A 25615-nucleotide genomic window follows, 5' to 3' on the forward strand; every position below is an offset into this window, starting at 1 on the left:
AAACAGTACAAAGTCTGTATTCTTAGTAAGAAAAATAGCCCCTTAAAAGACCATTGTCCGTATAAAATCTTCCTTGTCCACTTTCCTTCCTTGTCTTCGGTGGTCTTGCCTTCACAGATCATATTAAAAACCTACCCTTGCAAGGAGAGGGAGGGGTCAAACAATAGTTGATACAGTAATCATGACTTTCCAAACATCCTCTTAGGGAACTACAATTAGGATGAGTTAATTATAGTCAGGAATGTGAAGTATGTATCAGAAAATCTTGGTAGCTGTGGATCAATCAGAAACGAGTCAATATGTCTTTGAACAAGGTGTATTTTTAGCAAAAGCGTCTGATGCGGAACTCATGTTGTTACACGTACTATCCCCATTAGAAGACCCCTATCTCAGCCCTGTATTTACACAACCAGATACCATATATCCATCTGTGCAAACTGCACCTATTGAGAGTTATATGCGGGAGTGGGAAGAACTAAAAAAACAGAGATTAGACTGGTTGCGATCGCTCAGTGATAGAGCAATTAATGCCGGTGTAAAAGCAGGGTTTACCCAAAATCTCGGTGATGCTGGTAGGATAATTTGTGAAGTAGCTCGTAATTGGCCTGCCGACTTAATTATAGTTGGTCGTCGCGGTCGTACTGGCATCAGTGAGTTTTTGCTAGGTAGTGCCAGTAATTATGCACTACATCATGCTCCTTGCTCAATGTTGATTGTACAGGGACGTATTCCTAGTAACATAAAAATACCAGGACATGTATAGATATTTACATAAAGTTTGATATCCTTTGGGTGTTGGCGTTAGACTTAAAAATGTGATTGATTTACCTGACAATACCTGTAAGCAAAGTCATTGGGGCTGCTGAGTTTGAATATAAAAGCCAAAATTACCAACCATGATCCATAACTCAGCAACCGCCAAAATTCCAGATTTCTTACGGACTGTTAGCTAAGACTTCCTCAAACCTCCACGGACATTAGTGCAATTCCTGAAAGCTATACAGTCACTTTTCATCCACCAAGCATAAATAGGTGTGTCACGCTCTGGTAAAGTGCCAAAAGTATTTGGCTGGAAAATATTGATACTGATACCATTTTGCAAATCCACAACATAACCAAGGTGGGTTCCTAAATACATAACCTGATTCAGCCGTCCTGCAAAACAGTTAGTTAATATACTCGGACGATAAAGGGAAAGTTGGATTTTTTCGGGACGGACGCTCACCACTACGGTTTGTGATAATTGACTTGGTGTTTTTTCTGTGCGGTCAACCGTAATTTTCAGTCCCGTTGTGGTCTCAACTTGTATTGATGAGGAATCTACATAAATGATTTCACCACTAAATAAATTATTATCCCCAATAAAATCAGCAACAAAGGGGGTTTGGGGATGTTCGTAAATTTCTTGTGGAGTACCAACTTGCTCAATTTTACCTTGATTCATGACGGCGATGCGATCGCTTAAGGACATAGCCTGTTGCTGATCTTGTGTCACCATGATCATGGTCAGTCCTAAATGTTTATGTAAATTCCACAGTTCCAACTGCATCTCCTGACGTAGCTTCAAGTCTAAAGCTCTCAAAGGTTCATCTAGAAGTAAAACAGTGGGGCGATTGACTATAGCTCTGGCTAAAGCTACCCGTTGCTGTTGAGCAGTAGAGAGTTGACCAGGAAAGCGCGATCGCAAATCTGCGATTTTGACCAACATTAAAGCCTCTTGAACCCTGGTTGCGATTTCTGATTTGGGGAGTTTTTTGTGAACACGCAATCCAAAAGCGACATTATCCCATACATTCATATGGTGAAACAAAGCATAGCTTTGAAAAACAGTATTTACGGGTCGGCGATAAGCAGGGACATTAGTCATCTGGTGTCCGTGAATGAACACCTTACCAGCATCAGTCATCTCCAACCCAGCTATTAAGCGTAGTATGGTTGTCTTACCACAGCCAGAAGCACCGACAATAGTTAAGAATTCTCCCTGTTTAATATCCAAATCGACCCCATCGACTGCTGGTTCCTGGTTAAAAAACTTGAACACATAACGCAGTTCAACGTCCAACGGCTGAAATTTTGTGATTTGATCATGATTGTGGGTGAGAGTTTGAGCCATAATCCCTGGTAGAATGCACTGATTTGAGACTCCCGGTGCCTTTAGGGCTGGGTTATCTGACAAGATGCTATGAAAAATAGCACTTATGCTATCTTTGCACTGATTGTTGTTACACCCAAGACAGGGACTGAAAAGCGGGTAGAATTGACATCTCCCCTGGTTGAAACACAGGGGATTATAAACTGATGTTGCTACGCAACATTTACGATATGATTTACTTAATACCTTAAATAAATCAACTCGTCTTGGGAGTGTCAAAGCTCCCCTACCCAACTTGGCTAGGCTAACACCTAGCTGTGCGGCTACTTTTGTTAAGATATTTGCAGCACCATTACAGTCAGCGTTTACCAGTATCCCGGTAGAAGTTTTGTACAATCCGCGTTTTACCCTTTGACCTGAAGGTTTCCATCCCTTGGGTTTTTCACCATGCTTGTAGAGGCGATCGCCATGTAGTTGATGTGGTGTCTTGAGACTGGAGAGTGTTAATGTGTCAGTTAATGTAGACTATTGAAACTGGGTGTTATGACTTTATTGCAGCCATCCCGACTCCCCCTAAAAAATAATACACGTACGGTTGGACGAGATTTTCAGCCCATATTTTTAATTGCATTCACCCTCTTAATGACAGGTATAATAGGTGTGCGGTTAGCAAACTTACAAATTGTTGAAGGAACAAACCATCGAACTAGAGCAGAAGCTAACCGGGTGCGGATCATTCCCAAACAACCAGTAAGGGGTAATATTTTTGACCGAAACGGCGAAATTTTGGCTAGTACTCGTTATCCTCGTTCTGTATACTTGTGGCCAATGGCCCACAAAAAATCTGGTTGGTCTGTTGTCGGTTCACGTCTAGAGAAAATTCTGGATATCCCCAAGGAAGAAATCGAAAAAAAATTACAAGAGGCTGGGCCAAACTCTTCTTCACTAATTCCCATTGCTCGTGATCTGAATGAAGCCCAACTAACTGGCCTCAAAGAGTATCACAAAGAACTCAAAGGCGTAGAAATACATACGGAAGCGGTTCGCTACTACCCTCATGGTCAGGAATTAGCCCATGTCCTGGGCTATACGCGAGAATTAACTGCCGAACAGCTACAACGGAAGCGGGAGTTAGGCTATCGATTGGGAGATGTCATTGGTCAGATGGGGGCTGAAAAGGTTTACGAAAATACTCTGCGGGGTGAATGGGGCGGTCAGCAAGTAGAAGTAGACCGGGCTGGTCGTCCGGTTCGAGTGTTGGGAGAAAAAGCGGCAAAGTCGGGTAGTGATTTAAATTTAACTATAGATTTAAATCTGCAAATAGCGGCAAACAAAGCATTAGGCAACTATAATGGTGCAATTGTAGCAATTGATCCTAACAATGGCGAGGTCTTAGCGATGGTATCTCGCCCCACCTTTGACCCCAATATCTTCTCTAAACAAAAACTTTCGCAAAAAGACTGGGAATCTGTCCAAGGTGCCAACCATCCTTTAGTGAATCGCGCTCTGAGTGCTTTTCCTCCCGCCAGTACCTTCAAAATTGTCACTACAGCCGCAGGATTGGAATCGGGGGAATTTTCTCCCAAAACGATACTCCAAACCTACGGTTCTCTAACTATTGGTGGGATCAGATTTGGTGAATGGAACCACGCCGGATTCGGTCCTTTAGGTTTTGTGGGTGCAATGCAGTGGAGTAGTGATACTTTCTTTTACCAAATTGCTCAAGCAGTGGGTGGACCAACTTTAATTGAATGGACTCGTAAATTTGGATTTGGTGAAAAAACTGGCTTTGATTTTGCTGCCGAAGAAACCAGGGGTTTAGTTCCGGATGACGAATGGAAACGCAAGCATCGAAATATGCCTTGGACTGTGGGGGATACTGTGAATATGTCAATCGGCCAAGGTGCTTTATTAAGTAGTCCTTTACAAGTTGCGGTCATGTTTGCAGTTCCGGCTAATGGTGGCTACCGAGTCCAGCCCCATTTACTCAAAGATAATCAACCAGCTGCAAACTGGCGAAAACTTATCAAAATGAAGCCGACAACAATTAAAATTCTCCATGATGGATTAAGGAAGGTGATTACTCACGGTACTGGTCAAGTTTTAAACAAGCCTACATTACCCCCAGTCGCTGGTAAAACCGGTACAGCTGAAGCATGGCAAAATCGGGTGAAAAAAAATCACGCTTGGTTTGGTGCTTACGCTCCCGCAGATCAACCGGAAATCGTTATCGTTGCTTTTACTGAACATTCTGGCGGTGGTGGTGGTAGTCTTGCAGGTCCGATGGTTTTAGAAATTCTCGAAGACTACTTTAAACGCAAGTATCCTGGTAAGTATTAAAAATGGGGCTAAATAATGTTGGCTCGTAGTCAAGACTTGAGTCTTGACTACAATACTCCTGACGCTATAGGGGCTACAGCCATTACTCAGAGTTTTAACATGACTTTAAGGCAAACATTAGATAACTTAGCACCCTATTTAATTTATTTTTAGTAGATAAGTTTGATGCGGTGCAAGAACTGAGTAATGGTCAAAATGATTACGGGTTTACCGATTTCACCACTCCCCTAAGTGGCGTAATTAATCCAGTGTCTCCTGATGAATATTTCTTTTGGGATGACATTCATCCCACCACTAAAGGTCATCAAGTAATTGCTGAAACCTTCATAAATCAAGTCGATGAGGGTATCTTTGCTGGTTGTTTAATTGGCTATGGGGCGACATGAGAAAATGCTGACCCGTCATGGTTTGGGGTTTAAATTTCTGGCTTTGTAGAATAATTCTAGACTATGGCGATCGCCCACAAAACGCCAGTGCCAAGGTTCATAACTGACACCTTGGGGATTATTTTCTCCAAAGGACAGTTCAAACCCAAAACGGGCTGCATTGGCTTCTAACCAGCGAAAAGCCCTGGTATTTTCAAAGTTGGTTTGGAGATTAGTAGCTGGTGCGGCGCCATCACCTATATCCACAGCATAGCCTGTATGATGTTCACTATGTCCAGGGGGCGCACTCAAAGCCGCCCTTTGGGCTGGGGTTTGATTACGCCTAGCACCAATAGCAAAAAATAACTGTTCCTGCTCTTCCACGGAGCGGAACCCAGAAATTGGCACTAAAATTACACCCTCACGTCGCGCAGCTTGGGCCATAGCCAGATACCTTTGAGCCGCTGCTGTGCGCAACCTAATCCGCCCATCGGCAGTAATTGGTAACAGTTCTGACTGCGGCGCTTCTGGGTATGTCAAATGACCTAAGAGGGTATCGACATTATCTTGACTATTGACAGAATTTCTAGGTTGTGCATCTACATTCTGAGGTGATGAGGAATCAACATCAGCCCTGGGTGAGATGACAAAGAACCACAAACCAGAAATTAAACCCACTAGAATAAAACCTGCGAGTCCCCCCATCACCAAAACTAGATTTTGCACAGGCGGTTGGGCTGTAGTCTCAGGGACATCCCGTAAAGCCACGGGAATATCTTCACTAGGGTCGCCTGATAACTGATGGGCTTGTTTAGAAAACCGGGCTTTATTCAAGAGACATCTCCTGTTTTTGTGCAATATTTATCAAAAATTGTAGACTGGGGAGATAAACATCTTCAGTACCATTCATATCTATTATTCCAGGGTGCAATTTTGGCTAACCTCCTAGAACTATACTTGAAACTTGTGGGATTAGTCCTAGTAGGTTTTATCCTGGGACGCAAACTACCTCATACGGTTCCCACTCGTGTCGGTCAAGGGCTATTTTGGGTAGGAGTACCCATAAGTATTATTGCTTTTCTCCGCAAAGCCGACCTATCCGGACAGATTTGGATTGCTCCGGTTATCGCCCACTTAGCCGTTTTTTTAGGGGCATTTTTGGCTTGGTGGGCGATGAAAGGTCAAGCCTATTTGACCAAAAACATCCACCACAAATCAACTCAAGGTAGTTTACTCCTAGCTGCGATGGTTGGTAACACAGGTTACCTGGGTTTCCCCATCACTCTTGCATTATTAGGTCAGGAATACTTTGCCTGGGCTTTATTTTACGATATGTTGGGATCACTTTTTGGGGCCTATGGCTTTGGTATAGTATTAGCATCTCATTTTGGCGGTAATATCAGGAATTACGGGCAAATTACCCAGTCAATTGTCGTGAATCCTGCTCTGTGGAGTTTCCCCTTGGGCTTGCTATTTCGCCAAGTTACCCTCCCTGTCGTTTTTGAATATAGCCTGGAAATCTTAGGTTGGATTGTAGTTAGTTTAACTTTAGTGTTAATTGGCATGAGGCTATCTCGCCTCAATTCTTGGCACAGACTACCAGAGGCGGCTATCAGCTTAACTATTAAAATGTTAATTGTTCCCTTGGTGATTGGTAGCACATTATCACTGTGGGGGGTGACTGGTAAAGCTGCACAGGTAATTTTACTACAAATGGCTATGCCTCCAGCATTTGCCACATTAATAATTGCGGAAACTTTTAATCTTGACCGTGATCTGGCGGTGACTTCTTTAGCGGTGGGGTGTATACTACTACTAGTTACTATCCCCATTTGGCTGTGGCTGTTTTGATTGATATCTGCTCATACTAATTAACCAGACATGAATCAAGAAAGTAATCATAAATCTATAGACACACAGCCTAGTTTATCGGCTAGGTTGCTAGAACTAGCTCAATTGTTTCTCAAGCTCGGTTTGACTGGCTTTGGTGGTCCCCAAGCTCATATTGCTATGATCCATGATGATGCTGTGGTGCTGCGGGGTTGGTTTACCGAGGAGGAATTTTTAGCCGGGGTCGCGGTTTGTGAAATGTTACCAGGTCCTGCTTCTACCCAGATGGGAATTTATACGGGATACCTGCGGGGGGGAATTTTGGGGGCTTTGGTGGCGGGGATTTGTTTTATTTTCCCGGCTTTTGTCATTGTCCTGATTCTGTCTTGGGCTTATTTTCGGTTTCAGGGTATACCACAGATTGAAAATTTGTTTCTGGGAATTACCCCAGTGGTAATTGCAATTATTTTCGGCTTTTGCTGGAAGTTAGCCAAACGAGCTATTACTGATTATCAAGGTATGGCGATCGCCATCACGGTTTTTGTGGTTACTTTACTATTTCCCATCAATGTATTGTGGCAATTCTTGTTAGCGGGGATGGTAGGGTTAGTTATTTACCCACCCGCTTCCACTATTTGGCTAGTTCCCCTTGTACCCCTGATGCAGATGTTACCGCACACCATGGCAATGGTAACTAGTAAGACCCTAACTTTGTCGAGTTTTTGGGGACTAGAACGGATTCAAGAGTATTATTTAACCCTAACAATATTCTTCTTGAAGGTGGGTAGTTTCATCTTTGGCGGTGGGTTAGTCATCATCCCCCTCCTGGAGTTAGAAGTAGTTAATCAATTTCATTGGTTAACCCCCAGGGAATTTATTGACGGTGTTGCTATTGGCGAATTTACTCCCGGTCCTGTGGTCATTACCGCCGCATTCATTGGTTATAAGGTGGCTGGGGCTTTGGGCGCTTTAATCTCTTGTGTGGCAATTTTTACCCCTTCCTTTCTATTCATTATGGGGGCTGCACCCCTGTTAGTTCGCATTCGTCAAAACCCCTGGATTCGGAGCTTTTTGCGCGGGGTAACTCCAGCAGTTCTAGGAGCGATCTCCGCTGCAGCCATTCCCCTGGCAAAAACAGCTATAATTCAAGATACCTGGGTTCGCGCCCTCTTCGCGTTGATAGTCGCCATTTTAGCTTTAATTGCCCTAGTCCGCTTCCGCCGTCCCACATGGCAATTAGTCTCTACTGGTGCAGTCCTGGGCTTGATGGCTGGGTCTATAATTTAATACTAAAAATTAGCGGCAATTTGAGTAATTTTACTGTTTATTGCCGCAGGTCTGATATGCTCATAATGTTCAAAAGGTTGATGAATCCAGGGGTTATCGGCCAGATAATCAACATAATAATCAGGTTGGAAACTAGAACAGGCTTTATACCAAATTACAGCCGTGCGAATTTCCACAACATGAAAATTACTAGTTTCTCTCAGCCAAGGTATAGTTTGCTCAAGGGTAATTCCCGAATCTACCAAGTCATCAACTAGGAGAATATGGGAACCTAATTTCTCTGTGGTCATCGTTATATGGCGAGCCACAGTTAAATTACCCCTTTCCTGCTTCCCAGAACCACTGTAAGATGATGTGGCTAAAATTGCCAAAGGTTGCTGATATATCCGGGAAATGATATCTCCCACTCGTAGTCCCCCCCTAGCAAGACAAACAATTTGGTTAAACTCCCAACCTGATTGATAAATTTGGGCTGCTAGGTGTTCAATTTTTTGGTGATAATCTGACCAAGAAATGTAAAGGTCTGGCATAAATGCAGTGATGTTTAGGTGATACTGAAGCAAGTATAAATCAAGTATAAATTTTATATTTTAGTATGAGCATGAATGATTGTGTTGATGAATCCGCCCCAATTAACCCCGAAAATCAAAAGCTGGATCTCAAAACTAAGCTAGCTTATGGCGCTGGAGATTTAGGGACAGCAGTTACTGGTAATATTTCTATATTTTTTCTCCTGGTTTTTTTCACCAATGTTGCTGGGATTCCCCCCGGTTTAGCTGGTAGTATTTTAATGATTGGTAAAGTTTGGGATGCCATCAACGATCCCATGATCGGTGTGTTGTCAGACAGGACTAAATCCCGTCGCTGGGGTCGTCGTCTCCCTTGGCTAGTCTATGGGGCTATTCCCTTTGGCATAATTTTTTTATTACAGTGGATTGTACCACGTTTTACCACAGACCCCACTACTAATATTTCGCCTTTATTTTGGTATTATGTTATTATCGGGTTAATATCCCAAGTATTTTTTACCGTTGTTGGTTTGCCTTATGCGGCAATGACCCCGGAACTGACTCAAGATTATGATGAACGTACTACCTTGAATAGCTTTCGCTTCGGTTTCTCTATTGGTGGTAGTATTTTCTCTTTGCTCCTAGCTCAAATTATTTTTTCTACTATTAGCGATCGCGAACAACAATACTTGATTTTAGCCGCGGTTTGTGCGGTAATTTCCGTTTCCGGTTTATATGTATGTGCTTTTGGAGTCCGTCACCGCGTCTTAGCTTTTGAAAATAAACACCACCAAGGACAACAACCTGTATCTATACCCTTCTTAACACAACTGAAAATCGTCTTTAGCAATCGACCCTATCTGTTTGTGATTGGGATTTATCTTTGTTCTTGGCTAGCAGTACAAATCACAGCCACCACTATACCTTATTTCGTCGTCAACTATATGGGTCTGAAAGACTCTGATATTCCCACCACCATGATCGCAGTCCAGGGAACAGCTTTACTCATGTTATTTGTGTGGGGTGGTTTGAGTAAAAAAATCGGCAGAAAAGTAGTTTATTTTTTAGGTATGAGTTTATGGATATTAGCCGCAGGGGGTTTATTCTTTTTACAACCGGGACAGGTAGGTTTAATGTATTTTATGGCCGTCATGGCTGGTTGTGGGGTGTCCACAGCTTATCTGATTCCCTGGTCACTAATTCCAGATGTGATTGAGTTAGATGAACTCCAAACAGGACAACGCCGAGAAGGTATTTTTTATGGCTTTATGGTGTTACTGCAAAAATTAGGTTTAGCTCTGGGAATATTTTTAGTGGGTAACGCTTTAGAAGCATCTGGTTTTCAAGCAGCTATACCGGGAGAAACCACCCTACCTATACAACCAGACTCAGCATTATTAGCCATCCGGTTCGCTGTGGGTCCACTACCAACGATTTTCTTGATTTGTGGCTTGTTTCTTATATATTTTTACCCAATCAATCGGGAGATTTACGCACAGATGATGATGAATTTGCAAGGGCGTCGGGAAAAGAGCAGCAGATAAATTGATTAGGGTTGGTAAGGAAGAAAAAATCAACTATTATAGCTGAATATTGCTATATTTGGATTTTAAATCATTTTCAATATTCTATGACTAAAGTTACATCCCAAGAAATTGCCCTATTTCGTTCTCAGTTAGCTGATGATTCCAGTGCGATGGAAGCTCTAGACTTGATTGAAGATTGTGATGGAGACTTAGAAGATGCAGCGATGAGCTTGGCTATCCGAGCGGGACAAGAACCAGGAATCACTAACTCTGAGTGGTTGGATGCTATGGCCAGAAAATGGCGATCGCTAATTTGTCAACAGGAATACCGAGAAGATTTGTTAAGTAGCTCTGTGGTCAGGATCATGGAACGTCTCAAAAAAATGCCCAGTTTTCCTGAGAGTTTGGCTACACCAGTTCTGATCTATGTTCTCAAGCAAGGTGTCACGGACTTTTGCGCCCCTATGGATACACCGGCCCCGCCACAATGGAATAATGGTAATATGTCCTGAATCTCTCAACTTAGGAGCTTAATTGTGGCAGCACTGATACTCTATAATTAGGAACATAAGAACTTTTATCAACCCATTATTATTGCTTCCATGAATTACCTTATTGCTGTATTACCAGACCGCATTCAAGCCGAAGCCGCTTACTTAGCTCTAGAAGCAGAAGGTATACAAAGCACTATTCTAGGTAGGGGTTATAAAACCGCTGATGAGTTTGGCTTGGTTGACCCGAAAGACCAAGCGCAAAAGCAAGCTAGGCTGATGTCATACTGGTTAATACCATTCGGTTTTTTTGCAGGTTTTACCTTTAGTTTAATTACAGGTTTAGATACTTTCGCTTGGGCCGGGGAAATTGGTAACCACGTCGTTGGGGGACTGTTAGGCGCTGTTGGTGGCGCTATGGGTAGCGTGTTTGTCGGTGGTGGTGTTGGGTTACTCGTCAGTGGTGATGCTTTACCCTACCGTAATCGTTTAGATATGGGTAAATACATAGTTGTGGCTCAGGTGTCTGAGGCTATTAGCCGCCAAGCAACCAGGATTTTACGGAAATTTGACCCGGAAAATATCCAGGGGTATGCTGATACATCTGGGACTTAGAAATTAACCATGAAAAATTGTCAAAAAGATTTGAAATCTTACCATAAATTTTACCATTGACATCATGTTACCCAGAGAAGAACTGTTAAAGGGTGTAGAAAATCGTGATACTATCGCCCGTGTGATTGATCAGGCTGAACAAGCTATTAAAACTTGGGAAGTGGTTTTGACTGATTTTTTGTCACCGCCAGAATTGGCAGAAATTAACCGGGTATTTAGTCGGTTAACAGATGTACAATTAGTAGGGTGGGGAGGTTATCCCCAAGCGGAACGCCAAAGAATGGCGATCGCTCGCTCAGAACTTCCTTTAGATCAATCTCAAGTTGACCTTGTAGCTTTAGAAATTGCTGGTAATTTTCTGTTTGATACCGCTACTCACCGGGACTTTTTAGGCGCAATGTTGGGAACCGGTATAGTCCGGGAAAAAACCGGGGATATTATTGTACTCGGAGAACGGGGAGCCCAAGCAGTTGTTATCCCGGAGTTGGCAGAATTTTTACAAATGAATCTGCAACAGGTGCGCTCGGTTCCGGTGAAAACTCAAGTGATTGATCTCACGGAGTTAAAAGTTAGGGAACCTAAGAAGAAAGAACTAACTAGCGTGGAAGCTTCCCTGCGATTAGATGCGATCGCCTCCGCTGGTTTTGGGATGTCCCGCAGTAAAATGGTGACTTTTATTGAGAGTGGTGATGTCCGCGTTAATTGGAAAGACGTTAATCAAGCTAGTTCTCAGGTGAAGTCAGGGGACTTAATCGCTATTCGCGGTAAGGGACGTTTAGAAGTAGGGGAAATTGCTGTAACTAAAAAAGAGCGTTATCGAGTCCAATTAACCAGATATATGTAGATGAATCTGCGATCGCCCTGCGTAGATGGTCGAATTAGGTTTGACTCCACCCCCAACCCCTCCCCTTGTCAGGGGAGGGGGTATATATAATGGCGACGCATCCTATCAAGATCATCAAATACATGATCTTCGGTGTCACACAGATCCCAGACTTCTATAGCACTACGCATACACGTTAGGACATCATAATTGTGGTTTTAAGGGAACAGGGAACAACAAGCAGGGAAATGTCCTAACACTTGTGGTTACTGCTATAGCTAAATTATCCTAGATTATCTCTGATTATGTGAGAAGTCAGGGATCTTAACCACCCCACAGCAGATTTAAAATACATTTTCTGGAGACATTAATATAAACTCAACTAATTGCAAGTGTGTCTCTAGAATGGGGAAATTTTTAGCAGCAAAGGCTTGTAGGTCTGGATCTTGACCTAGTTGGATCTGACGGGTATGCATAACTAAATTTTCCATGTGTCCATTAATGCCAGCTTCATTGATGTATGCTTGGTCGAAGTTGATACCAGAGAGTTTTGATAGTTGCGTTTTTAAGGCTTGATATTTGGGACTAATATTAGTGGGTGGATTCATTCCCTTTTGTTGAGCTAATTGCATTAATTCCTGATTCAAACGTGTGTGGTCTTGAATCATTTGTTGAGCATATTGTTTGATATTTTCGTTTTTTGATGTTTCCAAAGCTAGGTTTGCTAGTTCCATTTCTCCGATTCCCGCTTGAAATGCTTCTTGCACATACATCATGTCCATTTGACTGATCTGTGCAGTTTGAGCCTCTACTGTGATATAATTACTCAGTGTTGTTTGGGCGAGCGCTTCTTGATTAATCTGATCATATCCGGTGATCGCGATCGCACTAGTAAACCCCATAGTTGCGATGAGATGAGTAATTTTCTTTCCTGACTTGTCGGGTAATAAATTCATCATATGAGCTTGATAAATATAGTTAATTGGTAAGGAGATATCAGAAGAATTAACTAAAATTAACTATATATACCCCAATTTTTAATACCTTGATTTTGTAAAATGGTTTCAGCACTATGAATCTGTTCATCTGTGCCATTGAGGATGAGTAAATAATCACTCTGCTGCAGGCGATCGCTATAAACTCTGGCTTTGTTTTCCGGTATACCTAAATCAGTTAAGGCCTGGACTAAATTTTGATTTGCGACTGCTCCCACAGCTACACCCGCCATACTAGCAATTAAGGCTACACCCACGGAACCAGCAGCTAACAACACTCCTAAACTGGGAATAGCCAAACTACTCAAACCAACTAACAGACTACCCCAGGTAGTAGCGGTCAGTGTTTCCCCCACTGGCTTGGTAACATTAACATTTTGCTCACCAATGCGATCGCTGACTTGCGCCTCACCCAAGGGCTTTTCTGATTCTACATCTTTAGCAATGATAGAAACTTGCTCTATAGGGAAGCCAGATGTTTTCAGTTGATTGATTGCTGCTTCTACTTCTTGATGTTTGGTAAATACTCCCACTGCATATTTATGATTTGGATTAACCATATTTTCCCCATTTCTCAGTCTGATAATTAAAGTTCCCAAGATTGATTTAATTGCTTTAAGTCAGGTAGATAAATAATTGGACTGCAAAAAGCCACAGAATATACTATAAAACTCAAAAAAATATATTCTGTGGCTGTAAATCATTTAATCTGACTGATAAACTCCCTAAGTTTGTGGTTCTTGTGGTTCTTGTGGTTGTTGTTCTTGTTGTTGTCTTTCTCTTTCTTCTTGTTCTCGTCTTTCTCGTTCTTGTCTTTCTTCTGGTGTTTCAGTGGTAGTATCATCTGTTGGTGGTTGTACTTGCGAGTGTAAAGTACCAGTTGTAGATGTGTTTAAATTGGTGAATGCAAATGCGGGAACACTGACCAAAGCACTGATACCAGCTACTCCCACAAGGTTAAGAAGCATTTTGAAGAAACTTACATTCTTGTTTGCTTTCATTTGGATCTCCTGCGTTTACAGCAGTACAATTGTTAAATAGCCCGGTAATTCCATGAAATCAATACAAAATCTCGCAGTATTCTCAATTTTAGTTGGCTATGATACCCTCAGTAATACCGCGCTGGAATCTTGTATTTACATTCGATAGTAATTCTATGCAACTAGTAAAACGTCTCTCTCCAGCATCAGATAATGTTAAACACTTCAGTGATGATTCACACTAATTTTTTGTAAAGCTGTCAATTTATTTGACCGTCTCTAACCCTACCCTGGTAAAGGTTTGGCGGCGGTGGGTTACTGTTTCTATAATTAATCCAGAAATCATGCTCAAGTTTTTTTCATGCTAATGAATTACATATACATTTTTTGCCTATTCCCTGTTCCCTATTCCCTACGACTAAAAAACTTCGTACATCAGGAGCATAGTAAATGATATAAAGCCTTTTTCAGGCTAATGAAGTACACATCAATTGCCTATTTCCTGTTCCCTATTCCCTGTTCCCTGAAACTAAACAACTTTGTACCTCACGAGCATGGGAAATGCTATATATTGGAGTAATGAAACATCGCGTTTTGATTTTGGGTGGAAGAGGGCGGATTGGTAGCCATGTTGCTCTAGATATAGCTACCCACACAAGAGCACAAATTACCATTACTGGGCGTTCACCGGAAACACACAGCAATTCTCAGTTGTCTTTGGGTGAAAATGTTCAGTTTTTGGTGTTAGACTTGGCAGAAGTTGAGAAATTGAGAGAGGCGATCGCTAACTCTAATTTAGTTATCCATTGTGCGGGACCGTTTCACTACCGAGATGCTAATGTTCTCAAAATTTGTATTGAACAAGGGGTAAACTATATAGATGTCAGTGACCACCGTTCTTATACTACCAAGGCGCTAAATTATCATCAACAAGCTGTTGCAGCGGGTGTGACGGCAATTATTAATACGGGGATTTTCCCTGGTATCTCTAATAGCATGGTGCGTCAGTGCGCCGAAGAATTTGATCACCCAGAAAAAATACATTTAAGTTACTTAGTATGTGGTTCTGGTGGCGCGGGAATCACAGTCATGCGCACCACCTTTTTAGGGTTGCAATATCCTTTTGAAGCCTGGATAGATAGAAAATGGCAAATAATCCAGCCTTACAGTCAAAGAGAAGTAGTTGATTTTCCCCCTCCCTATAGACTCCATGGGGTTTACTGGTTTGATATGCCAGAAACCTTTACAATACCCCAAGCCTTCCCATCAGTTAAAACTGTAGTTACCAAATTTGGCTCGATTCCCGACTTTTACAACCACCTCACCTGGACAGCAGCCCATATATTACCCAAGTGGTTAATGCAGCGTCGTTACATGATTGAATTTTTAGCCCGTGTGAGTCATTTAATGACAGATTTCACCAATAATTTTAGTGGTATTGGGGTAGCAGTGCGTTCAGAAGTCACAGGTGAAAAAAATGGTGAAATCGGTGTTTACCGTTCTACCGTAGTACATGAAAATACCGCCGTAGCTTCTGGCTGTGGTGCTGGTAGCATTGCAGAATTATTATTAGCAGGGAAGCTGAAAAAACCCGGTGTTTCACCTGTAGAAGCAGCACTACCAACAGATTTATTTATGCAGGGTATGGCAAAACGAGGAATTCAGATTAATTCCCATTGGTGTTAAAACAAGTTTCTTAGTGTTTATTGTATAATTATTGATATGGTGTTACGGCCTTTCCGAGGCTAATGAAGTATACACCAATTTGTTCGGTGTGTTCAATGCGTAAAAAAGAAAAATTTCCTCACCTAGTTGGTTCTAAGTGGACAGCACAGAAAAAAATAGATGGTTGGCGACACTTCCAGGTCGTTAACCGGAAAAATCAGAGTAAGTGGGTATATGCCGAAATGGTTGCAGCTTGTGACCCCAATGTGCGCTTTTGGTTAAACGCAAAATTGTTACAAGATAACTCTCAGTGGAAAGCTGGCTGGCAATCTTTACAGGAAATTGAAGCACGAGAAACCTAAAATATCAGCTAAAACCCAAAATTAATAATTTATTACAAACCAATCACTAAGGGATGAAAAGCATAGTTGAGATATTCTTCCCACTGTTCTGTATTTGTGAATATACCCCTTGAGCATTCCATAGCTAATCTGTCTATTCAAGTTTCAAACTCAGCCCCTTTCCCAGGGGATCAGTCTGGCTGGGGTTAGTTTTAAGCCATAAAAACTATATACAAAAGTACATACAGTTATTTTTGTCTTTTGTAACTCTTTTATAAAAAATGGATAAAAAACAGCAATTTATGAATTTTTGAAGCTAAAAAAAAGATTTAAAGCCGAAAAAATTGCTAAATAATCTGTTTTAATCCTGAAAAAATCTTATAGATGCCTTCTTCATATTTGCACCCCCTTTCTTTTCTGTGGAATATGGTCAATAATCAAAATCACATAGCTCAGACATCCCCCGGCTAGGTAAAGGTAAAAGCTTCAGCCAGGAGTTTGATAAAAAATTATTAGAGGTAAATAACAATGAAACTAGCAGTTTACGGAAAAGGTGGTATTGGTAAATCTACAACTAGCTGTAATATATCAGTCGCCCTAGCCAAACGCGGTAAGAAAGTTCTGCAAATCGGTTGTGACCCCAAACACGACAGCACCTTTACACTCACAGGGTTTTTAATTCCCACAATTATTGATACTCTCCAAGAAAAAGATTACCACTATGAAGATGTTTGGCCAGAAGATGTAATTTATAAAGGTTATGGTGGTGTAGACTGTGTAGAAGCTGGTGGACCACCTGCTGGTGCTGGATGTGGCGGTTACGTGGTGGGAGAGACAGTAAAATTACTGAAAGAACTCAACGCCTTTGATGAGTACGATGTGATTCTGTTTGATGTCCTGGGTGACGTTGTATGTGGTGGGTTTGCAGCACCACTCAACTATGCAGATTATTGCATGATTGTGACTGACAATGGCTTTGATGCCCTGTTCGCAGCCAATCGCATTGCAGCCTCAGTGAGGGAAAAAGCCCGCACTCATCCCCTGCGTTTAGCGGGTTTAATTGGTAATCGCACCTCTAAGCGGGACTTAATCGAGAAATATATAGAAGCAGTGCCTATGCCGGTGTTAGAAGTGTTACCTTTAATTGAAGATATTCGTGTTTCTCGTGTTAAGGGTAAAACTTTATTTGAAATGGCGGAAAATGACCCTTCTCTGAGCTACGTTTGCGATTACTACCTGAATATCGCTGACCAAATTCTGGCACGTCCAGAGGGTGTTGTGCCTAAAGATGCTCAAGATCGGGAATTGTTCTCTTTGTTGTCTGATTTTTATCTAAATCCAGCTAAACCACAGGTGACGAATTTGGAAGAAGAACTAGACTTGATGATTGTATAGCATCATCAATATCCAGGATGGGGAAAAATATGGCTTTCTTTAATAGCTTTACAGATGAAATCAGACAAAAGTGGTTAGAATTCTTTGAGACAAACCGTGAGTGGATTGTTCTGCATATGATAACCGAGTCGGTTTCTACTCCAGATGGCGGAAAGCGACCCAGTTCATACCTCATCTTGGGTGTTGTCAATGCTCTAGAACCCCAATTGGCACAGCTGATGATGCCTTTTTCCAAACTCAATCCTGACGCTGATACTCTTATTGAGGTGCTGGAGTTGGATTTTGACCCCGATATTGTTCTGGGTTATCGCCCCAATCCCACAGAACAGATGCGGAATGTGAATCAGAACCGGAAAGATGATGTTCATCTCAATGACGTGAGGGGCGCATCTCAAAAAGGACAAAATAACTTGAAAACTGTGTCTAAATCATCACCCACTATGGTAGCTGATGATTTTGGTGGGATTTCCTTTGCAACAACACCTGGATCTGAAGAAATCCTGGATGATTCCCAGACAAAAGACATATTATCAGATGTCTGGGGGGAAGAAAGCGGATTAGAAAAAAGTGGGGAAGAACTCTCAGAGGATGTTTTTGATGAATCAGAGTTTGCGCGTCTGTTCCCTAAACCTTAATTGTTACCGTTTTGGTTGAATATCAAGCACCGACAATTGGCTGATTATAACACAAAAGGGGGTATTCCGGGGGAAGTATCATCCCCCCATGCCCGCCCTATATTCATCTGCTATTAAATACTAAGGGGAGAAAAATACAAATGACTATCGCTCAACAACCAGACGCTTTAAAATTTGAGTGTGAAACTGGCAATTACCACACCTTCTGTCCCATTAGTTGTGTGGCTTGGTTATACCAGAAAATTGAAGATAGCTTCTTTCTGGTGATTGGTACTAAGACTTGTGGGTATTTCTTGCAAAATGCCATGGGGGTGATGATCTTTGCTGAACCTCGCTATGCCATGGCAGAATTAGAAGAGGGGGATATTTCCGCACAACTCAATGATTATGAGGAGTTAAAGCGGTTGTGTTTGCAAATTAAGCGCGATCGCAATCCCAGTGTAATTGTCTGGATTGGTACTTGCACTACGGAAATCATTAAAACAGATTTAGAAGGTTTAGCACCCAAGTTAGAATCAGAAATTGGTATTCCTATTGTTGTCGCCCGTGCTAATGGTTTAGATTATGCCTTTACCCAAGGGGAAGATACCGTATTAGCATCTATGGCTAATCGTTGTCCCACTCAAGCACCAGCAGCAGCAACTGATAAAAATGAAGGTAATGCGATTCAAAAGCTGCTCAACTTTGGCAAAAAGAAAGAAGAAGTCGCTCAAGAAGAATCCGAGTATGTAGATCATCCCCCCCTGGTGCTGTTCGGTTCTCTACCTGATCCTGTGGTCACCCAGTTAACCTTGGAACTCAAGAAACAAGGGATAAAAGTTTCTGGTTGGTTACCTGCAAAGCGGTTTACTGAATTACCGGTGATTGAAGAAGGGTATTATGTGGCTGGTGTCAACCCCTTCCTCAGTCGCACCGCCACTACCTTAATGCGTCGCCGCAAGTGTAAACTTATTGGCGCACCTTTCCCCATTGGCCCTGATGGTACTCGCGCTTGGGTTGAGAAAATCTGCTCTGTGTTTGGTATTACTCCCAAAGGTTTAGATGAGCGGGAGGCGCAAATTTGGGAAAGTTTGGCAGATTATGTTAACATCATAAAGGGTAAGTCGGTCTTCTTTATGGGTGATAACTTACTAGAAATCTCCCAAGCTCGGTTTTTAGTACGTTGTGGAATGACCGTACATGAAATCGGTATCCCCTATATGGATAAGCGTTATCAAGCTGCTGAGTTGGCGCTGTTAGAAAAAACCTGTCACGAAATGGGTGTACCTCTGCCCAGGATTATCGAGAAACCGGATAATTACAATCAGGTGCAGCGTATTTATGAATTAAAACCAGATTTGGTAATTACCGGTATGGCTCACGCTAATCCTTTAGAAGCCCGTGGTATTAATACTAAGTGGTCTGTAGAGTTCACCTTTGCGCAAATTCATGGTTTTACTAACGCCCGTGACCTTCTGGAGTTGGTGACCCGTCCCCTGCGCCGCAATAATAATCTTAAAGATTTGGGTTGGGATAAGTTAGTTAAGGAAGAGGCAAAAATTTAAGTGTTTGGCTGAGTTATAGCAGATCATGTTGGGGCGAACAAAGTTCGCCTTTTTTCCTTTGGGTATGCTCTCATTGCTGATTATAGCGGGCAAGATGCCCGCACTATGTCCATGATTTCTTAATTAACTTTGATTTCTCCGGCGGATATTATCAGCTATTCCCGGCCAATTTCTATTGGCTTTTTGAATATTTCCAGGGATATCTCTTTCCCACCGGTTTTAAGTTTAAGTTTAAATAGATGGGGAGATGGGGTGATTACTTAACCGTTCAGGTGGAAATACACATATTTCTGACCTATGTATATTCTACATTGTTCCCAAGGTTTTTGGTTAAATTACCCTAATTAAAAAAATATCTCTGGGTTTTGGCAGTTATCTTGGGCTGTGTGATATGTGCGGTTGTGAGTTTTAGATCCTGGACTTATGAGAGGATGTTTGTCAAGTCATGATTAGTGTATCAACTATTGTTTCACCCCGCCCCCTTCCTTACAAGGGTAGGTTTTTAATATGATCTGTGAAGGCAAGACCACCGAAGACAAGGAAGGAAAGTGGACAAGGAAAATTTTATACGGACAATGGTCTTTTAAGGGGCTATTTTTCTTACTAAGAATACAGACTTTGTACTGTTTTTCTCCCTGGTCACCTTGTCCACCTTGTCCACCAAGTCTTGTCCTTTTAAGGGGAGGGGACTGGATTTTATTATTTTTTGTGTGTTCGGTGTGTTCCCCATTCCCTGATCCGGTGTTCCCTAAGATAAAAATTACCTGTTGAAAACTTATCAAACATCCTCTGATGGCGTGGGTTAAATATCACAAATTTCAGCAGCTACAACTAACTTTACTTATAGGCGATAAAGTATGTGTAGATGCAGAAATAACTATCTTGAGGAAAAAATATATATGACAAACTACCAAGAAACCGTAATCAGTGATGAACTCAACCCAGAGACAGTGACCATTAACCACATAGAAGTCATTGAAAATGTCATTGAATCTCTAGAACAAGATGATAGCGCCATGGTTAGCCATCCGTCAGGAGGAGGTTATCTCTGGAAATTTAGGTACGGGACTGTGGACGTATTTGTCCAATTGAATGGACAAAACGACGATGATACTATCACGGTTTGGTCGGCGGTGCTTAAGTTACCTGCTCGGGATGAGGCTAAGTTAATGCGTCATCTTTTGGAAATGAACTGCTCTAGCACTTTAGAAGCCCGGTTTGGTATTGTTGAAAGTCAGGTAGTGGTGATATCAACACGCACTCTGGAAGATTTATCTCCTGCGGAGGTCTCACGGTTGATTACCATTGTGGCAACTATTGCTGATGAGAATGATGAAGTTTTGCAATCTGAGTATGGTTCTGCCTAGGATTATCTGTTATAGCAGCTTACTTATGTAAGGCGGGTAGTATACCCACTCCACAGGATTTACCCAGGATTTTTTCGGGGTTTGGCTGCGAGTCCTGGGATTTTCGTGATAAATTGTCTTTTTTGCAACTCTATAAATATCAGTGTTGAACCCAATTGAAAACTTGCATAGTCCGCAGGTGTGGCGACTAATTCCTTGGTTAGAAGCTGCGGGGGATGTGCAGATGGCTATTGACAGATGGTTGTTAGAACAGCATAAATCTGGAGACCATCCCCCAACTCTGCGATTTTACACCTGGTCGCCACCTGCTATTTCTCTGGGCTATCACCAACGCCAATACCCGGAATTGTGGCAGAATTTGATTTGGCGAGGACAGCAGTTAGACTTGGTGCGCCGTCCTACTGGTGGTAGGGCTGTGTTACATCAAGGTGATTTAACTTATACTGTAGTTAATTCGGGAATTACGGGTAATCGTCTACAGGTATATGAGAAAATTTGTGAGTTTTTAATTCAAGGATGGCGATCGCTTGGTGTGGAATTGTCCTATGGTACGGCAGGGCGGGGCTATATCCACAACCCTAACTGTTTTGGTACGGCCACAAGTGCAGATTTACTCTTACCCAATGGTGCTAAACTGATTGGTAGCGCCCAAGTACAAAAAGGTGGGGTAATTCTCCAACATGGTTCAATGCCTTTACACCAGGATGCTCAATTGTTTACTCAGGTGTTTGGTACAGAACCTACCACCACTATAGAACTTCCTGGTAATTTGAGTCTAGATACAATTATCAGCGCCTTGATTACCGCCGCTTGTAATTGTTTTGCTATGGAGATACAAGTACAACCCCTTTCTCTGTCTGAATGGGGGGAAATTACCGCCAAACTTTAAACCCCAAGGCAGAATTTTATTTACTGTTATGATATTTTATCCCGAATCTGTAAGCAATTATTTATCACGAAAATGCCAACTAATATCATCATTCTCGTTGCTGCTGTAATTGTCGCCTTGATTATTTTCCGGGCATTGTTTAAAGTATTAAAAACATTTATTAGTAGTGCGATCGCTGTTTTTGTGATCATCGTGATTTTGAATACCTTTGGTTTTAGTCCCGACGACCTCATACAAGAAATCAACAAGCTTCCAGAACTTCTCAGCAACTTCTTTAATGGGGAAACTTGAGATAATACAGCAGAATTAAGGTAAATCACCTCTAAGAGGATGTTTGCAAAGTCATGATTAGTGTATCAAATATTTTTAGATCCCCCTAAATCCCCCTTGAGAAGGGGGACTTTGACTCTAGTCCCTGTTCCGGTGTTCCCTGTTCCGGTGTTCCCTGTTCCCTAAGATAAAAATTACCTGTTTAATACTTTCCCAACAACCTCTAATGTGTGATTGACTTAGCAATTGTTCCTAATTCCAACCCTGGGGGATAGCTACCATCTTCCTTAATACGCTGGACATCCTCATCAGTAAGGCGTAAATTTAATTTTTGCGCCAATTCCCGCACAATATCCCCCCGGTCAATCACACCCGCAACTGTACCAGCTGGCGAAAGCACAGTAATTCGCGGTAAATGCTCATTTTCCAGCTTGTTAATCACCTCAGCGAAAGAAGTCGATTCAGCTACGGAGGGGATTTTTGTTAAGGGATGCACTATAGTTTGTAGAGTGCGGTTTTCCCATTCACCTCTTTCTACCAGGCGTAAATCATCAATACTAACCATACCTTGATAACGCCCATCAGCTACAGCAAAGTAGATATTGGGGGCGTTAGTATCCAATAGGTAAGAATCAGCAAAATTACGTAAACTTTGACCCGCATCAACTACGCGGAAATCACGAGTCATCCCATCCCTGGCTAATAACTTCAGCAAAGTTTCTTGTAAGGTAGTTAAACGGTCATAGCTGTTAGCATTACGCACAGCAAACCAACCAATTAAAGCAATCCATAAGCCAGTAATTAACTCGCTAGTCAAAAAGTCTACAACAAATCCCAAGGCGATCGCACTGTAACCTAAAATTTGCCCAGCCCTCGCAGCCCAGTGTACAGCTTGAAAGCGGTTCCCTGTCATTTGCCACACCGCAGCCTTCAATACTTGTCCACCATCCAGAGGTAAACCGGGAATGAGGTTAAACAGGGCGACAACTAAATTAATTCTTGCCAAATCTGTAACCATAGCCGACACAGGGCTAGTTGCCGGTGTAATGTTAGTAGTTACACTAAACAGCAAAAATAGGGCAATACTTACCAAAGGCCCAGCGATGGCGACTTGAAACGCCTTAGCGGGGGTTTTTGATTCCTCTTCTATAGCGGCAATACCACCAAAGAGAAATAGAGTAATAGAATTAACTTTAATGCCTTGCGATCGCGCTGCCAAGCTGTGACCCAACTCATGTAATAATACTGAAGTAAACAGCAGCAGTGCCATGACTATCCCCGCACTCCAAGCAATGGTAGTACCCCATTGCTCGTAAGCCATACTAAAGTTAAGGGTAGCTAACCCCAAAACTATAAACCATAGTGGATCTAAAAATAGTGGGATGCCAAATAAAGAGCCAATTTTCCAACTTTGCATGATCTTGTCCTAGTTGAGTGTTCACTGATAACTGTCAACCGCCAACAGTTAACCGTCAACATATTTGTCTGTGTGATGAGCGACAACCAGATACCTTACTTCTAGGTTGACATATAACTAACCCCCAGTACAAATGACTGAGGGTGGGGATTTCCGTCGTGTGATATCCGATTGACCTAGATTCCCGATACTTGGGGCTAATGTAGACAGAAACAAAATTAAATAATACCCAGATTAGTCAGTCCCAAAACCGCACCCACACCAATGATATGACCAGCACTCATAGCCGCCAAGAAGCAGCCAATACTAGGATTATTGAACAGTCCCGACAAAGGTAAAGGCATTTTATTACCTACCTGTGGGTAACTAATAGTGCGGGGAATAATTAAAAGACATAACAGACAACTGCCAATAATAATAGCAGTACCAATCCAATTCGATGTAGTACCAGTGTTGGGAACCGTCACTTGAACTGTTAATAAGATTGATGAGATCATAGTTCTTTGTCAGGGATAAACAAGCTAATGTAGCTATACTCCTCCTGAAAAAGTTTCTCCATCCTCCCTCAAAGGTTAGGTTAATTTATCTTGTAGATAAAATTTATATGCGGGTAAAAATTTGCGGTATAACTCAACAACAACAGTCTGTAGCGATCGCTTCCCTAGGTGCAACCGCACTAGGATTTATATGTGTACCCACATCGCCCCGCTACGTTACCTCAGAGCAAATTCAGGCGGCGGTGGCGGAATTACCGGCAAATATTGACAAAATCGGGGTTTTTGCCAAGGCTAGCATTCCTGAAATTATCCAGATAGTCAAGAGTGCTGGATTGACTGGTGTACAGTTACACGCAGACGAAACCCCAGAATTTTGCTGTATTTTACGTCAAAGTCTGCCCAATATCGAAATCATCAAAGCCTTTAGAATTCGCAGTTTAGAGAACCTCATGGCAACAGCCAACTATACAGACCATATAGACACAATACTACTAGATGCCTATCATCCCCAACAATTAGGAGGTACTGGACAAACTTTAGACTGGGAAATGTTAGAGAAATTTAGACCTAATTGTCCTTGGTTGTTAGCTGGGGGACTAACCCCAGATAATATAGTAGCTGCATTAAGTCAAGTCAAACCCGATGGTATAGATTTATCTAGCGGTGTAGAAATTAAACCAGGAGATAAAGATTTAAACAAAGTAGCGCTGCTGTTTGAGATATTAGGGAGACCATTTTGATCACCCACCTGAGTTAAATAAATACCCAGTACTCAAGATTTTAGAGTTTATAGAGCGCCAGCACTGGGCATGAGGGTTAATTCATCAATGACAGCTTGCTGTGGTAGTAAGGCTGTGTAGAGAATTGACTGAGCAACGATTTCTGGCGTTAACATTTTTGAACGGTCAAAATCCGACTGTACGGTGTCTGTATCCCACAATTCCGTATTCACAGCACCAGGGCAAATTGCAGTGACCCGAATCCCATGGATACGTTCTTCTTGTGCTAGGGTTTGGCCCATGGCCAGTAAGCCCGCTTTACTGACGCTGTAAGCTCCCCAACCAGGAAAAGCTTGCTTTCCGGCAATGGAGGCGACGTTAATAATCATACCTTGTTTTGCTTGTCTCATTCCCGGCAAGATAGCCATACAGCATTCAAATACGCTGGTGAGGTTCAAGTTAATGACTTGCTGCCAATCTTTTAGGGGGGTTTCACTTAAGTTTGCTGTGTATGCTATACCCGCATTGTTGACTAAGATATCTATGCTGCCAAAATCAAGGGCGATGTCTTGAATTGCTGCTTTTACTTGAGAGACATTAGCCAAATCCACAGAGTAAGCCTTGGCTGCTACTCCTGTATCCCTAGCTGCTGCGGCTACTATCTCCAACTTGTCTAAAGAACGGCTGACTAAAGCGACATCAATTCCCGCCTTGGCAAAGGCTAATGCCGTTGCTTTGCCAATTCCACTACTAGCCCCAGTAATTAGGGCGCGTCGTTTTTCCCAACTCATGCTTTCTCCAAATTTTTGCGCAACTAATTATGGAAATTTTGGGGCTTGTTAAAGTAATTTTCAGCAAGTAATTTTTAGTAAATTATCAGTGATTACTAAAGAACAGACAAACCACCCGCTAAATCCAGTTGATTTGCTAAAAATACAAAAAACCTATGGCTGTTGAAATTTTTAACCATCTTTGGGTAGCCATAGGTATTATAGCATTGCCGATGAGCAATGGGGTTATTTT

General features: G+C 42.1%; 28 protein-coding genes. 19 read left to right on the top strand and 9 right to left on the bottom strand.

Going from position 1 to position 25615, the window contains the following annotated elements; genetic code table 11:
* Positions 1–250: 250 nt before the first annotated feature.
* Positions 251–763 (top strand): universal stress protein, encoded by a 513-nt coding sequence (locus PN447_RS04555; protein ID WP_271761169.1) that lies wholly within the window; start codon positions 251–253, stop codon positions 761–763.
* Between the two features lie 186 nt (positions 764–949).
* On the opposite strand, the gene PN447_RS04560 is transcribed toward PN447_RS04555, so the two are convergent.
* Positions 950–2113, bottom strand: a complete 1164-nt coding sequence (locus PN447_RS04560) for an ABC transporter ATP-binding protein (RefSeq protein WP_271761170.1) — start codon at positions 2111–2113, stop codon at positions 950–952.
* A gap of 522 nt (positions 2114–2635) precedes the next feature.
* Here PN447_RS04560 and mrdA point away from each other — a divergent pair.
* The 3 genes from mrdA to PN447_RS04575 are packed head-to-tail and all read left to right on the top strand — an operon-like array spanning position 2636 to position 4818.
* Positions 2636–4432 (top strand): penicillin-binding protein 2, encoded by a 1797-nt coding sequence (mrdA, locus tag PN447_RS04565; protein ID WP_271761172.1) that lies wholly within the window; start codon positions 2636–2638, stop codon positions 4430–4432.
* Between the two features lie 15 nt (positions 4433–4447).
* Positions 4448–4585 carry a hypothetical protein gene (locus PN447_RS04570; RefSeq protein WP_271761174.1) on the top strand — a complete coding sequence of 46 codons (138 nt, stop codon included), beginning with the start codon at positions 4448–4450 and terminating at the stop codon, positions 4583–4585.
* A gap of 17 nt (positions 4586–4602) precedes the next feature.
* Positions 4603–4818 (top strand): SGNH/GDSL hydrolase family protein, encoded by a 216-nt coding sequence (locus PN447_RS04575; protein WP_271761176.1) that lies wholly within the window; start codon positions 4603–4605, stop codon positions 4816–4818.
* A 15-nt stretch (positions 4819–4833) separates the two neighbouring features.
* On the opposite strand, the gene PN447_RS04580 is transcribed toward PN447_RS04575, so the two are convergent.
* Complete coding sequence (locus PN447_RS04580) at positions 4834–5631, bottom strand: M15 family metallopeptidase (RefSeq protein WP_271761178.1); 798 nt, start codon at positions 5629–5631, stop codon at positions 4834–4836.
* 99 nt (positions 5632–5730) lie between these two features.
* Here PN447_RS04580 and PN447_RS04585 point away from each other — a divergent pair, with 99 nt between their 5' ends.
* Both PN447_RS04585 and chrA read left to right on the top strand, forming a co-directional pair.
* A complete protein-coding gene (locus PN447_RS04585) occupies positions 5731–6648 on the top strand; it encodes an AEC family transporter (RefSeq protein WP_271761179.1) in 918 nt (305 codons plus the stop codon).
* Positions 6649–6678: 30 nt separating this feature from the next.
* Complete coding sequence (gene chrA / locus PN447_RS04590) at positions 6679–7914, top strand: chromate efflux transporter (protein ID WP_271761181.1); 1236 nt, start codon at positions 6679–6681, stop codon at positions 7912–7914.
* 2 nt (positions 7915–7916) lie between these two features.
* On the opposite strand, the gene PN447_RS04595 is transcribed toward chrA, so the two are convergent.
* Positions 7917–8444, bottom strand: coding sequence for a phosphoribosyltransferase (locus PN447_RS04595; RefSeq protein WP_271761183.1), 528 nt, complete (start codon positions 8442–8444; stop codon positions 7917–7919).
* Positions 8445–8515: 71 nt separating this feature from the next.
* Between PN447_RS04595 and PN447_RS04600 the strand changes: the two genes are divergently transcribed.
* From PN447_RS04600 to PN447_RS04615, 4 genes are all read left to right on the top strand, one after another.
* Positions 8516–9967 (top strand): MFS transporter, encoded by a 1452-nt coding sequence (locus PN447_RS04600; RefSeq protein ID WP_271761185.1) that lies wholly within the window; start codon positions 8516–8518, stop codon positions 9965–9967.
* 86 nt (positions 9968–10053) lie between these two features.
* A complete protein-coding gene (locus PN447_RS04605; protein ID WP_271761187.1) occupies positions 10054–10461 on the top strand; it encodes a hypothetical protein in 408 nt (135 codons plus the stop codon).
* 90 nt (positions 10462–10551) lie between these two features.
* Positions 10552–11055, top strand: coding sequence for a hypothetical protein (locus PN447_RS04610; protein WP_271761189.1), 504 nt, complete (start codon positions 10552–10554; stop codon positions 11053–11055).
* Positions 11056–11119: 64 nt separating this feature from the next.
* Positions 11120–11899, top strand: a complete 780-nt coding sequence (locus tag PN447_RS04615) for a photosystem II S4 domain protein (protein WP_271761190.1) — start codon at positions 11120–11122, stop codon at positions 11897–11899.
* A 323-nt stretch (positions 11900–12222) separates the two neighbouring features.
* Here PN447_RS04615 and PN447_RS04620 read toward each other — a convergent pair whose 3' ends face one another.
* From PN447_RS04620 to PN447_RS04630, 3 genes are all read right to left on the bottom strand, one after another.
* On the bottom strand, positions 12223–12837 hold the full coding sequence (locus PN447_RS04620; RefSeq protein WP_271761191.1) for a DUF4142 domain-containing protein: 615 nt from the start codon (positions 12835–12837) through the stop codon (positions 12223–12225).
* Between the two features lie 56 nt (positions 12838–12893).
* Positions 12894–13433 (bottom strand): general stress protein, encoded by a 540-nt coding sequence (locus tag PN447_RS04625; RefSeq protein ID WP_271761193.1) that lies wholly within the window; start codon positions 13431–13433, stop codon positions 12894–12896.
* A gap of 165 nt (positions 13434–13598) precedes the next feature.
* Positions 13599–13874: a hypothetical protein gene (locus PN447_RS04630; protein ID WP_271761195.1), complete on the bottom strand. Its 276-nt coding sequence runs from the start codon at positions 13872–13874 to the stop codon at positions 13599–13601.
* 558 nt (positions 13875–14432) lie between these two features.
* Here PN447_RS04630 and PN447_RS04635 point away from each other — a divergent pair.
* The 8 genes from PN447_RS04635 (at position 14433) to PN447_RS04670 (ending at position 21980) form a co-directional block, all read left to right on the top strand.
* The gene (locus PN447_RS04635) at positions 14433–15539 is read left to right on the top strand and encodes a saccharopine dehydrogenase family protein (protein ID WP_271761197.1); all 1107 of its coding nucleotides are present in this window, start codon (positions 14433–14435) and stop codon (positions 15537–15539) included.
* Between the two features lie 95 nt (positions 15540–15634).
* Positions 15635–15880 (top strand): TIGR02450 family Trp-rich protein, encoded by a 246-nt coding sequence (locus tag PN447_RS04640; protein WP_271733255.1) that lies wholly within the window; start codon positions 15635–15637, stop codon positions 15878–15880.
* 507 nt (positions 15881–16387) lie between these two features.
* Positions 16388–17254 (top strand): ferredoxin:protochlorophyllide reductase (ATP-dependent) iron-sulfur ATP-binding protein, encoded by an 867-nt coding sequence (bchL, locus tag PN447_RS04645; RefSeq protein WP_271733256.1) that lies wholly within the window; start codon positions 16388–16390, stop codon positions 17252–17254.
* 29 nt (positions 17255–17283) lie between these two features.
* Positions 17284–17889, top strand: coding sequence for a DUF5331 domain-containing protein (locus PN447_RS04650; protein WP_271761199.1), 606 nt, complete (start codon positions 17284–17286; stop codon positions 17887–17889).
* Between the two features lie 140 nt (positions 17890–18029).
* Positions 18030–19433, top strand: coding sequence for a ferredoxin:protochlorophyllide reductase (ATP-dependent) subunit N (locus PN447_RS04655; protein ID WP_271761200.1), 1404 nt, complete (start codon positions 18030–18032; stop codon positions 19431–19433).
* Between the two features lie 899 nt (positions 19434–20332).
* Positions 20333–20800: a YbjN domain-containing protein gene (locus PN447_RS04660; RefSeq protein ID WP_271761203.1), complete on the top strand. Its 468-nt coding sequence runs from the start codon at positions 20333–20335 to the stop codon at positions 20798–20800.
* 163 nt (positions 20801–20963) lie between these two features.
* The gene (locus tag PN447_RS04665) at positions 20964–21689 is read left to right on the top strand and encodes a lipoate--protein ligase family protein (RefSeq protein ID WP_271761248.1); all 726 of its coding nucleotides are present in this window, start codon (positions 20964–20966) and stop codon (positions 21687–21689) included.
* A gap of 72 nt (positions 21690–21761) precedes the next feature.
* Entirely contained in the window at positions 21762–21980 is a 219-nt protein-coding gene (locus PN447_RS04670; protein WP_271731540.1) for a hypothetical protein, read from the top strand.
* A 202-nt stretch (positions 21981–22182) separates the two neighbouring features.
* On the opposite strand, the gene PN447_RS04675 is transcribed toward PN447_RS04670, so the two are convergent.
* Together PN447_RS04675 and PN447_RS04680 are read right to left on the bottom strand one after the other, a co-directional pair.
* Positions 22183–23376: a site-2 protease family protein gene (locus tag PN447_RS04675; RefSeq protein WP_442867076.1), complete on the bottom strand. Its 1194-nt coding sequence runs from the start codon at positions 23374–23376 to the stop codon at positions 22183–22185.
* 218 nt (positions 23377–23594) lie between these two features.
* Entirely contained in the window at positions 23595–23873 is a 279-nt protein-coding gene (locus PN447_RS04680; RefSeq protein WP_271761204.1) for a photosystem I reaction center subunit PsaK, read from the bottom strand.
* A gap of 107 nt (positions 23874–23980) precedes the next feature.
* Between PN447_RS04680 and PN447_RS04685 the strand changes: the two genes are divergently transcribed.
* Complete coding sequence (locus PN447_RS04685) at positions 23981–24613, top strand: phosphoribosylanthranilate isomerase (protein ID WP_271761206.1); 633 nt, start codon at positions 23981–23983, stop codon at positions 24611–24613.
* A 47-nt stretch (positions 24614–24660) separates the two neighbouring features.
* Here PN447_RS04685 and PN447_RS04690 read toward each other — a convergent pair whose 3' ends face one another.
* The gene (locus tag PN447_RS04690; RefSeq protein WP_271761208.1) at positions 24661–25383 is read right to left on the bottom strand and encodes an SDR family oxidoreductase; all 723 of its coding nucleotides are present in this window, start codon (positions 25381–25383) and stop codon (positions 24661–24663) included.
* Positions 25384–25615 lie beyond the last annotated feature (232 nt).

Origin of the sequence: Anabaena sp. CS-542/02, assembly GCF_028331085.1 — a bacterium.
GTDB lineage: Bacteria > Cyanobacteriota > Cyanobacteriia > Cyanobacteriales > Nostocaceae > Anabaenopsis > Anabaenopsis arnoldii.

Coding starts and splice junctions, on each gene's coding strand:
- PN447_RS04555 (WP_271761169.1), top strand. CDS start 251: ATGTATCAGAAAATCTTGGTAGCTGTGGATCAATCAGAAACGAGTCAA.
- PN447_RS04560 (WP_271761170.1), bottom strand. CDS start 2,113: ATGGCTCAAACTCTCACCCACAATCATGATCAAATCACAAAATTTCAG.
- mrdA (WP_271761172.1), top strand. CDS start 2,636: ATGACTTTATTGCAGCCATCCCGACTCCCCCTAAAAAATAATACACGT.
- PN447_RS04570 (WP_271761174.1), top strand. CDS start 4,448: ATGTTGGCTCGTAGTCAAGACTTGAGTCTTGACTACAATACTCCTGAC.
- chrA (WP_271761181.1), top strand. CDS start 6,679: ATGAATCAAGAAAGTAATCATAAATCTATAGACACACAGCCTAGTTTA.
- PN447_RS04595 (WP_271761183.1), bottom strand. CDS start 8,444: ATGCCAGACCTTTACATTTCTTGGTCAGATTATCACCAAAAAATTGAA.
- PN447_RS04600 (WP_271761185.1), top strand. CDS start 8,516: ATGAATGATTGTGTTGATGAATCCGCCCCAATTAACCCCGAAAATCAA.
- PN447_RS04605 (WP_271761187.1), top strand. CDS start 10,054: ATGACTAAAGTTACATCCCAAGAAATTGCCCTATTTCGTTCTCAGTTA.
- PN447_RS04610 (WP_271761189.1), top strand. CDS start 10,552: ATGAATTACCTTATTGCTGTATTACCAGACCGCATTCAAGCCGAAGCC.
- PN447_RS04615 (WP_271761190.1), top strand. CDS start 11,120: ATGTTACCCAGAGAAGAACTGTTAAAGGGTGTAGAAAATCGTGATACT.
- PN447_RS04620 (WP_271761191.1), bottom strand. CDS start 12,837: ATGATGAATTTATTACCCGACAAGTCAGGAAAGAAAATTACTCATCTC.
- PN447_RS04625 (WP_271761193.1), bottom strand. CDS start 13,433: ATGGTTAATCCAAATCATAAATATGCAGTGGGAGTATTTACCAAACAT.
- PN447_RS04630 (WP_271761195.1), bottom strand. CDS start 13,874: ATGAAAGCAAACAAGAATGTAAGTTTCTTCAAAATGCTTCTTAACCTT.
- PN447_RS04635 (WP_271761197.1), top strand. CDS start 14,433: ATGAAACATCGCGTTTTGATTTTGGGTGGAAGAGGGCGGATTGGTAGC.
- PN447_RS04640 (WP_271733255.1), top strand. CDS start 15,635: ATGCGTAAAAAAGAAAAATTTCCTCACCTAGTTGGTTCTAAGTGGACA.
- bchL (WP_271733256.1), top strand. CDS start 16,388: ATGAAACTAGCAGTTTACGGAAAAGGTGGTATTGGTAAATCTACAACT.
- PN447_RS04650 (WP_271761199.1), top strand. CDS start 17,284: ATGGCTTTCTTTAATAGCTTTACAGATGAAATCAGACAAAAGTGGTTA.
- PN447_RS04655 (WP_271761200.1), top strand. CDS start 18,030: ATGACTATCGCTCAACAACCAGACGCTTTAAAATTTGAGTGTGAAACT.
- PN447_RS04660 (WP_271761203.1), top strand. CDS start 20,333: ATGACAAACTACCAAGAAACCGTAATCAGTGATGAACTCAACCCAGAG.
- PN447_RS04670 (WP_271731540.1), top strand. CDS start 21,762: ATGCCAACTAATATCATCATTCTCGTTGCTGCTGTAATTGTCGCCTTG.
- PN447_RS04675 (WP_442867076.1), bottom strand. CDS start 23,376: ATGCAAAGTTGGAAAATTGGCTCTTTATTTGGCATCCCACTATTTTTA.
- PN447_RS04680 (WP_271761204.1), bottom strand. CDS start 23,873: ATGATCTCATCAATCTTATTAACAGTTCAAGTGACGGTTCCCAACACT.
- PN447_RS04685 (WP_271761206.1), top strand. CDS start 23,981: ATGCGGGTAAAAATTTGCGGTATAACTCAACAACAACAGTCTGTAGCG.
- PN447_RS04690 (WP_271761208.1), bottom strand. CDS start 25,383: ATGAGTTGGGAAAAACGACGCGCCCTAATTACTGGGGCTAGTAGTGGA.